The following is an 8821-nucleotide window of genomic DNA, read 5'->3' on the forward strand; positions in this document are numbered from 1 at the left end:
GCCCTCGAGCGCGCCGGCCTGCTCGGTGGCGCCAACGCCGTTTCGGGCCCCATCGGCGCCGCACTCACCACCGCCACCCGCACGGGCCTGCTCGATGCACTGCGCCGCATCGAGGCAAACGGCGTCACATTCGAGATGCAGCGCGGGTTTCATGTCCCCGGGCTGCAGAGCAAGTACGTGGCGATGTCCGCCGAAGATCTTGCGGAAGCGCTCGAAGAGCAGCCGTCAGAGTTCAAGACGCAGCTCAATGTGAACATCGGCGACAACGCGCACATCCATCTGCAGAACCTCGACGACATCCGACTTCTCGACGCCTACCGCGGCGCCGGGCCCGCGGCCTGTCCGAATCGCGCCGCAGCCGTGGAGGCCGTGCGCTCACTCGAGAGCAACGGGATCGGCTTCGGAGCCTACAACTACAGCGGTGCCTATGACACCAACGCCCCCGTCATGGGCGGAGGGCTAGCCACCCTCATGGCGCTGGTGCACAAAGGCAGCGCCTACATCAGCGACCCCCCCGGCTCTGACCAGCAACGCCGTCTCGAGACCGACGCCGATCTGCTCGCGCACGACTTCTTCCGCGGCAGCGGCATCGACCGCGGCCTCCCAGAGGGGGCGCTCGCCGTCACCGTGCGCGCCGACAAGGCCGGGTGCGGCTTCATCAATCCCGACTACAGCAGCGTCGAGCTCTTCCCCCCGCTCGACGCCTGGAAGAAGCTGAGGGGTGGGGCCACGCTCCTCTATGGGCCGAAAGGCGGCGTCAAGGTGAGCGTCACGAGCGCCCAGATGGCCGACCTCTCGAAGGTCGCTCCACGCCTGGCCCAGGCCGCTGACATTGCGGCCCGCTTCGCGATCCCGGCCCTGGCGAACACCCCCCTCGCCGAGTACGGCCAGGACTTCGTGAGCGCGGTGCTCGACAGCACCGCGCCGCAACCCGTCGAAGCCAAGGCCGAGCTTCTCGCGCGCCTCGTGCGCGCGCAGTTCACGAACGGGCGCGATGCGTCGCGCTACACCCTCGAACGCGCCACCAAGGACATGAGCAACCTTCTCGCCATCGAGCCGGATGCCACAGCGCTCACCTCTCTCGGAACGCTCTACGCCGCAGCTGTCAGCGAGGACAAAGGCGACGACGCCCTCGCGATCGTGAAGCAGGCACGTCACCAGATCGCGGTGCGAGCTGGCTCACCCGCCGAGAAGACGCGGCTCGACGGGCAGCTGGTGAAGCTGGCCGAGGCAACGCGGTCGCTGTCTGCCGCCCTCGAGGGCGTTGAGCTGCTGCGCATTCCCGCGGGCAGCGAGAGCAGCGACGCGAGAGAGAAGCTGTTCCTCGACATCGCGCGAGCAGAGACGACAGGAACGGGAGCGCTGGCCGCCAGCGACTACCGCGCGCTGCTGGTGAACCGCCTGCCGAGCGAATCGCTCATCGACGCTGGCAACCGCTTCCTCGCGCTTCAGGGCGTGCTCGCCACCGCAGGTCAGCAGCCGCGCACCGCCGAGGTGTTCGCCTTCGTGCAGCAGGGAACCCGGGAGGGTCGCTTCGGAGCGCTCTCTGCCAACGATGCGATGCGCCGGATCTCCGAGAACCTGGCCCTGTCGCGATCGCTCGACGACGCGATGGCGGCGCTCACCGCGCCTTCCGCGGGCGTTCCGGCCGGAGACGCGACGGTGAAGAACGGCGACGACTGCGTCATCATCGGAGGCGTCCGGGTACCCAAGGGCACGACCCGCTGACACGCACCACGAGCCACGACTGCAGGACCCCGCGCTCCGCCTGCGAACCTTCCCGACGCGCTGACCGGCGCCGCGACCCTAGCTCTGGAGGCCCTCTGCCCGTGACCCGCCGAACCGTGACCTGCTGCTGGCTGGCCGCCGTGTGCGCCATCGCGGCGATGCTGGCCCTTCCCCCCTCCGCTGCGGGGGCACCGAAGATCGAGAAGAAGACCATGGTGCGCTCCGAGCCGAACGTCTACAGCGCTGAGCTCGAGATCTTCGAGATCACGCGGGCATCTGCCGCGCAGAAACGCATCAACGACGCCATCGGTGACCATGCGCGGCGCGAGATCGAAGAGTTCGCCGCCATGGCGCACAAGAGCGAGGCCCGCAAGCCTCGTCCGTGGGCGCTCAGCGGCAGCTACACGGTGCGCTACCAGAGCGAGCGCTGGCTGTCGGTGCTCACGGGAATCGCGGAAGACACGGGCGCGGCCCATCCCAACCACTCGATCTCGACATGGCTCTTCGACATGCGCACGGGCGCCGAGCTTCCCCTGGGCCGTCTCTTCAAGCCGGACGCCCCCTACCTCCAGCTGCTGAGCGGCATCTGCCGCAAGCACCTGCTCGCACGCGATGACCTCAAGGGCGACAGCCGCTGGGTAAAGACAGGAACCGCCCCCACGCAGGAGTGCTTTCGCGCCTTCGTGCTCGATGGTCGCAACCTGGTGGTCACCTTCCCGCCCTATCAGGTCGGCCCGTACGCGCTGGGCGAGGTCGATGTGAAGATCCCGTATGCAGAGCTGAAGGCCGTGGCCTCGCCCGACGGCCCGCTGCTCACCCCCTGAGCCCTTCGCGGACGGCGCTCATCGCTGCGAAAGCACCTGTGCCGCAAGGCACTCGAGCTGATGCTCCTCGCGGGTGACCGGGTGCAGCAGCACGTGATTCACCCCCGCGTCCCGGAGGCGTCTCACCGCGTCGGCCACGGCCTGCGCCGACCCCCACACCGCCACCTTGTCGGCGAGATCGGGGGCGCCATAGAACGCGCCGAACCAGGCGCGAATGGCCGGCAGATCATCATCGCACGAGACGTAGAGTCGCTTTGCGATGACGAAATCGCGCCGCGCGCCCACCATCGAGCGCACGGTGGCCAGCTCGTCGAGGAACACGCCCGTGGGCGTCGACCCCGCGCCCATGAACCCATCGCCGCGCTCCACCGCGCGCCGAAGCGCGGGAGCGGCGTGTCCGCCGAACCAGATCGGAGGGCAGCGTTGCGGCTTCGGCTCCATGGCCACATTGCGCAACCGCGCGAAGCGCCCCTCGTAGGTGACCCGGGGCTCGGTCCACAGGCGCCGCATGATCTCGAGGTTCTGCTCGAACCGCGCCGCGCGCCCACGATCGTCAAGGCCAAAGGCGCCGTAGAGGCGACTCGACTGCCCCAGCCCCACCCCCACGATGAGACGCCCGTTGCTGAGCACATCGATGCTCGAGAGCATCTTCGCCAGGTGCACGGGCTCGCGCTGCGCGGCCAGCAGCACCGACACGCCCAGGCTCATGCGCCGCGTCACAGCGGCGGCGTGGGCGAGGGTCACCACCGCCTCGGAGATGGGCATGGTGCCCACGACCTGCTCGATGGTCCAGGCGGCATCGAACCCCAGCGCCTCGGCCCGCCGCAGGTATCGCTCGATGCGCTGCCCATCAGGGTGCGTCTGCGGAATGGCGATGCCGATCTGCATCATGCCTTGCGAAAGCCCGCGCGCGCCATGGCCCGCACAGCGCTGGGATCAGACATGAAGGTGCGCCAGACGAAGCCGCTGCGATGGTTCTCGGCCATGAGCATGGTGATGCCCACATCGATGCCCACCACATCCGGGTTCACCCATCCGGTGAGCGGGTTGAAAGCGTCGATGAACCCGTAGCGCCCCCACGCGGCTGCGCCGTGCCGGTCACGGATGGTGTGCAGAACGCGCAGACAAGCGTCGGGTCGAAACGGGATGGAGCCGCCGGCGGCGCAAGGCACGATGGTGCCGTCGAACCTTCCTTCTGCCGGCGGCCCTCCCCACGACACGTAGCCCGCCACCGAGTCAGAGGCGGTGATGCCCCACAGATCAGGCTTGTAGTCGGGAAAGCGATCGTGCATCGCCAGGCAGAAGCGCTCGTGCGCCTCGGTGGCCGTCACTGAGTTCTGGAACCAGTCGACCCCGTCGTCGACGCGATCCCGGAAGTCGTACCAGGCGTGGGAGTACTGGTGAATGAACAGAGACGGCGCGCTCGAGATGTAGGTGAGCCCATCGAAGGTGATGCGGCTGCGCTTCCAGGCGCGCCAGCACGCAGACGGCAGCGGATGGGTGGGCGACCCGAGCCCCAGAAGGTAGAGCATCATGAGCTCGCAGTAATCACTCCAGCGCGACGCGAGAAAGCCGGATTCCGGCGTCCACCCCATCGACAGGGTCTGACCTCCGTTGAGGAACCAGGGCCACTCCACCCGCTCATAGATCTGCGTGGCCAGTGCCGTGATCTCGACGTCGCCAGCAAAATGACGACGGCACGTGAGAACACCGCACAGCAGAATCGCGGTGTCGATGGTCGAGAGCTCGCACTTCCACATGCGACGGCCATCGCGCATGTCGACGAAGTGGTAGAAGAACCCATGCTCGTGCGGCAGTTCGTGGGCGATGAAGCGAAGCGTGGTCGCGACCCGCTCGCGAAGGGAATCGCGGGCCGCATATCCCCGCTGGTGGGCGATGCACAGCGCGGTGAGACCGAACCCGGTGGCGGCGATGCTCGAAGCCGTGTATGTGTCGGTGCCGCTCGAGCGGGCGCGATCCTTCACCTGACCCGTGCGCGGGTCGGCCTGCTCCCAGAAGAAGCGGAACGCGCGGCGCTCGATCTCATCGAGCAGCCGCGCGTCTGCGTCGGTTCCCGCCCAGGCAAGGGGGGTGCCCGTGAGGCCCGCTGTCGCCAGGGCCGCCGTGAAGGTGAGGAGCTCGCGCCGTCTCATGAAGCGGTCGATTCTCGACCGCCGTCTGATGACTCCTGCGCACCTTCACCCTGATTGTTCGAGAGGTTTCTGACCGTCCAGCAGCAGTCTCGGCTGCTACTGGACAGTTAGTGATCCTCGACCCAGCCCTGGGGCTTTCGCCCTTCCATGATGGCCTTCACGTCATTCTGGCTGAGACCGTGCGGCGGATGCGCAGGCTTGTCGAGACCGAGCGCCTTGCCGAGCGGGGTCTGCCCGACGCGCTTGCTGTAGCCCTGAAGACCTGTGGCGACCGCCTTCTGGAAGCCCTCCATGTCCTCGCGGGTCACGTTGCGCGGCGTCGCGTCCGGCTCCGCGCGCTCGGGCGAGATGTGCTCCTTCTGAAGCCCCTCGTTGATCTGCTTGCCAGCGATGCGCGAAGCGATGCGCCCTTTGATGCCGCCCATGTTCTTGCCGATGGACTGGGCGATGGCGTCGGTGTCGTTCTGGTTGAACGTGCCGTCCTTGCCGCCCAGCTTGTCGGCGGAGAGCATGTCGTGCACCGTCTTCATGGCGGCCATCTCGTCTTTTGTGGGGGAGAGGCCCGTCTTGTCCATGACGGTCTGTCGAATCTTCTCTTCGGCGCCCTTGAGCGCGGCGCCGGGATCGCGCACCACGTCAGAGAGCCACCCCTTCATGCCGTCGAGCAGACCTCCGCGCGCCTCCGAGGCGTCTGCGGGCGACGGCTGCCCCTCCGCCGGACGACCGTTCGGCGCGGGCGGCTCGGGCAGAGGCGAGTTCCGCTGGGTCGACGCCCCGTATGGAAGGGCCTGCGGGGTCATGACCGTGCGATGCTCGCTGGTCTGTGCATGGGGAGCTGGCGCGTGCGCGGCTGGGCCGTGCGCGGCTGGCGGGTGCGGGGCGGCCGCGGGTGCGGCCGCGCCACCGAGGCGAGCACGAGCGTGTGACGATGCCGCCACCAGCGGACCCTTCGTCTCGGACGGCCCGTGATGGGAGACATGATTCGACGGACGACGAACGTACATTGGCGACGACCCCTCCTGCAAACCCTGCGTGGAGCCGGCGGCCGATAGGAAGAGCGCCGACCCTCATCGTCTGGTGAGAGCCGGCGCAGGTGCCGATTTGCAGCGAAGCCTCTTCGGGGATCGCGTCAGGGCGTCGGGGCAGGCTGCGACGTGCTGGCGCCAGCCCCCCCCTTGCTCCCGTGCGACCTGCGCTCGCCTTTGGCCTTGCCGGCCTCTCCGCGCGAGGGGTGCTGGATGATCTGCTCGAGGCTGGACTCCTGCTCGGCATTCAGCAGGGTGCGGGTCTGGCTGAAGAGCGCCTGTTGGTTCGACTGATGCTGAGACTTCGACGCTTCACGAATGGCGCGCATCTTCGTCTTCTGATCATCGGTGAGATTGAGGCGCTGCCCCTGCCCCCCCTGCGCACCGCCTCCCTCGTGCGCCTCTTCGTCTCCACCGCCCCCCCAGTCTGCGCTGCCCTTCGCACCATGCGTGCGCCGCTGCTGCGTGATCGCCTGCTGCTCCGGCGTGAGCAAGGCGATGCGCTGCTCGCGCGCCGACTTCGTTCGCAGCTTCTCGCTGTCGTGATAGGCACGCAGCATGGGCTTGAGCTTCTGGGCCTGCTCGTCGGTGAGCCGGCATTCGGTCTTGATGCGCGTCATGAGCTTGGAACCGCGCTCGCCGTGTGCCTTGTCGCGGCTCTCGCCCGATGGCGCTCCAACGGCGCCTTTCGGTGGCGCGGCGGGAGAGGAAGGTGGCGCCTGCGCCCACACAGGGGCTGCGAGCGCAGCAGTCAGGGCCAGCCCCAGCAGTGAGACGGTGAGACGGAACTTCATGTGGCCTCCTCGATGCGCCTCATGGTTGGCGCCTACGCCTGTTCGCGCGTCAGACACGCCCTCCCTTCCGGAATCACGCAAACGGAGAATCCAACGCTTGCGCGTCAGCCCGTGAGCAACCCACAGAAGGAATGCCGCGTCATCGGGGAACGTCGACCGCATGCGAACCATCATCCTGCACCTCCTCGTGGAGACCGAAGACGCATTCGAGGTGGGTGCCCCCGTGGGGCGGATCGAGCTGACCCCTGAAGGCCCTCGGCTGCACACCGAGGAAGCCGACCTCCGCGCGCGCCTCACCGATCTGCTGGCCCATCCCATCGCCGTGCGCGGCGCCACAGGCGAGATGACGCATCAGCCAGGCGCCCGCGGCACCTGGAGCGCCGGCAATGCACATCATGGCGATGTGCGTCGTGTCGTGGTTAACGTTCACGAGCGGCGCGAGCAGCTGTCGCAGGGGGGGATGCACGGTCGCATGCACACCGCGATAGTAGTCGGCGAACACGTTGTCGCGACGCAGCCGATCTCTGTTGTGGATGAGCGGATCGGCAAACAGGCTCACACGTGATGCGGTCCAGCCATCGATGTTCTCGCGTCCGATGCGATCGACCGTGCCTCGTATCTCGTCGTCGGTGAGCGCGCGGATGCCCGCCACAACAGGCTCCACATTCTCGGCAGAGGCAAAGGCGCGCATGATGCGCAGGTTGGCCTTCGGCAGCCCACGGGTCGAGATGCCCTCCTGAAATGCAAAGCCGTAATCGCAGGCCATGGCGGTTCCATCCGCGCGAAGCCAGACATTGCTGTCATTGACCACCGAATCCCAGTCGCCCATCCAGCCCTTCACCACGCAGGCGCCCACGGCTTCGTCCGGATTGGTCACGGCCGACGTAGACACCTTGTCGAGGGTCTTGAGCCCATCGATGAACGGGGTGACAATCCCGCGGCAGAGCGTGCCATCAGACGCAACCGCCTCTGCCTCGCGCGCCACCGCACACGGCAGGCCGAACAGCTCGGTCATGAGGTGCGTTCCCATGATCTCGTGCTCGTCGCTGAGACGCGCCTGGCGCTCATCGACCCGCGCCGACAGCGACCCGAGTGAGCTGAGGGCGTTGTGCTTGAACACCACCTTCTCGCCCGTGTCGGTGCACCCGCGCAAGGGGTGGTTGATGCCCGGCCACTCGCCGTCAGCAGCCGCCTTCCCCTGCACGCGCACGCGCACGGGAGTGACTGAGATGGAACGACCCGGCGGCGGAGACTGGCTGGCGATCATGGGAGAGCTCCTTGTTCTTCTTGTTCAAGCGTGGAGATCGTTGAGGGGCAGGCCCCCGAGGTGGACGAAGACGGCACGGGCGTGCGTGCGGCAGACGCACGCAACGCCGCAAGCTCGGCCAGGGTAGAGGCGCGGCGCTCCCCACGATTCGCCGCCAGCTCGAGACCCTCGACCGTGTGCAGCTCATAGCGCAGGCGACGACGATCGGCGAGCAGCTCGATGAACCGCCGCTCGAGGTCTGAGGTGAACCCAGCGCGGGAGAGCGCCTCGAGCCCCTCGGTCGTGAGATGGAGGCGGTGGATGCGCTCGCGACGCAGCAGGCCGGTGCGCTGGGTCTCGAACGTGAACCAGGTCGGATTCGCACGCACCTCATCCGGACGAAACAGCTGCCCCTCGAGCCCTTCGAGCGATACAAACGCCAGGCGAGCGAGGTTCCAGCGCGCCGTTCGTTCGGGGTCATCTCGCACCCGCGCGGGATCGATGCCCTCAAGCAGTCGCTCGAGCTCATTCAAGGCACCGAGACGCTGGGCTTCCGCCTCAACGCGAGCCGCATCACCCACGCAGAGCGCACGCAGGGCCTCAGGAACGTCCCCCCCGCGCGAGAGCTCCTCCGATCGCTCCCCCAGCGCCTGGGCCAGCGCACCGGCCCGCGACGCGAAGTAGGTGCCGTCGCGCCCGATGAGACGCAGCATCAGGGCGTGCGCGGCCGGATCTGCCACCGAAAGGTCGCGCACCGCCCACTGGCTCAGCTTGTGCAGGCCGGCATTGGCCGGCAGCAGCTGCCAGAAGTACTGGAAGCGCTTCTCCTTGCTCAACCGCTTGTGCGGCTTGAGCACGTTCGAACCGCGGCCCTGCGCGTGCGTTGCGGGAAGCCCGCGCAAGGTGTCGCGAATGAAGCGCTCGGTGTCATCGAGCTCGCCCACAAGAAGATCAGCCACCTCCGCGCGGCGCGCCAGCGACGTGGTGAAATCGCGATCGACGTGCGGGGTCGCCGCATTGTGCGGGGCGCAGCGCTCTCCCAGCGCCACGT

The 8821-nt window shown here is 67.8% G+C and carries 8 protein-coding genes; 2 read left to right on the top strand and 6 right to left on the bottom strand.

The window, feature by feature from the left end; genetic code table 11:
* Nucleotides 1–1728: hypothetical protein (locus EB084_13600; GenBank protein ID NDD29292.1), on the top strand; the 1728-nt coding region annotated here is incomplete at its 5' end.
* A 101-nt stretch (nt 1729–1829) separates the two neighbouring features.
* Complete coding sequence (locus EB084_13605; protein NDD29293.1) at nt 1830–2552, top strand: DUF3298/DUF4163 domain-containing protein; 723 nt, start codon at nt 1830–1832, stop codon at nt 2550–2552.
* Nucleotides 2553–2570: 18 nt separating this feature from the next.
* Here the strand turns inward: EB084_13605 and EB084_13610 are convergent, their stop codons facing one another.
* The 6 genes from EB084_13610 to EB084_13635 all read right to left on the bottom strand — a co-directional run bounded on the left by EB084_13610 (nt 2571) and on the right by EB084_13635 (nt 8819).
* Nucleotides 2571–3443, bottom strand: coding sequence for an LLM class flavin-dependent oxidoreductase (locus EB084_13610; GenBank protein ID NDD29294.1), 873 nt, complete (start codon nt 3441–3443; stop codon nt 2571–2573).
* Nucleotides 3440–4705, bottom strand: a complete 1266-nt coding sequence (locus EB084_13615; protein ID NDD29295.1) for a hypothetical protein — start codon at nt 4703–4705, stop codon at nt 3440–3442. Before EB084_13615 ends, EB084_13610 begins: the two co-directional genes overlap by 4 nt.
* A gap of 107 nt (nt 4706–4812) precedes the next feature.
* On the bottom strand, nt 4813–5709 hold the full coding sequence (locus EB084_13620) for a hypothetical protein (GenBank protein ID NDD29296.1): 897 nt from the start codon (nt 5707–5709) through the stop codon (nt 4813–4815).
* 125 nt (nt 5710–5834) lie between these two features.
* Nucleotides 5835–6524, bottom strand: a complete 690-nt coding sequence (locus EB084_13625) for a hypothetical protein (protein ID NDD29297.1) — start codon at nt 6522–6524, stop codon at nt 5835–5837.
* 139 nt (nt 6525–6663) lie between these two features.
* On the bottom strand, nt 6664–7791 hold the full coding sequence (locus tag EB084_13630) for a hypothetical protein (GenBank protein NDD29298.1): 1128 nt from the start codon (nt 7789–7791) through the stop codon (nt 6664–6666).
* On the bottom strand, nt 7788–8819 hold the full coding sequence (locus EB084_13635; GenBank protein ID NDD29299.1) for a hypothetical protein: 1032 nt from the start codon (nt 8817–8819) through the stop codon (nt 7788–7790). Before EB084_13635 ends, EB084_13630 begins: the two co-directional genes overlap by 4 nt.
* Between the last annotated feature and the right edge of the window lie 2 nt (nt 8820–8821).

It is taken from the genome of Pseudomonadota bacterium, assembly GCA_010028905.1.
Taxonomy (GTDB): Bacteria; Vulcanimicrobiota; Xenobia; order RGZZ01; family RGZZ01; genus RGZZ01.

What these genes read in the sequence shown, in the direction of transcription:
- EB084_13620 (NDD29296.1), bottom strand. Translation starts at nt 5,709, where the DNA reads ATGTACGTTCGTCGTCCGTCGAATCATGTCTCCCATCACGGGCCGTCC.
- EB084_13625 (NDD29297.1), bottom strand. Translation starts at nt 6,524, where the DNA reads ATGAAGTTCCGTCTCACCGTCTCACTGCTGGGGCTGGCCCTGACTGCT.
- EB084_13610 (NDD29294.1), bottom strand. Translation starts at nt 3,443, where the DNA reads ATGATGCAGATCGGCATCGCCATTCCGCAGACGCACCCTGATGGGCAG.
- EB084_13615 (NDD29295.1), bottom strand. Translation starts at nt 4,705, where the DNA reads ATGAGACGGCGCGAGCTCCTCACCTTCACGGCGGCCCTGGCGACAGCG.
- EB084_13630 (NDD29298.1), bottom strand. Translation starts at nt 7,791, where the DNA reads ATGATCGCCAGCCAGTCTCCGCCGCCGGGTCGTTCCATCTCAGTCACT.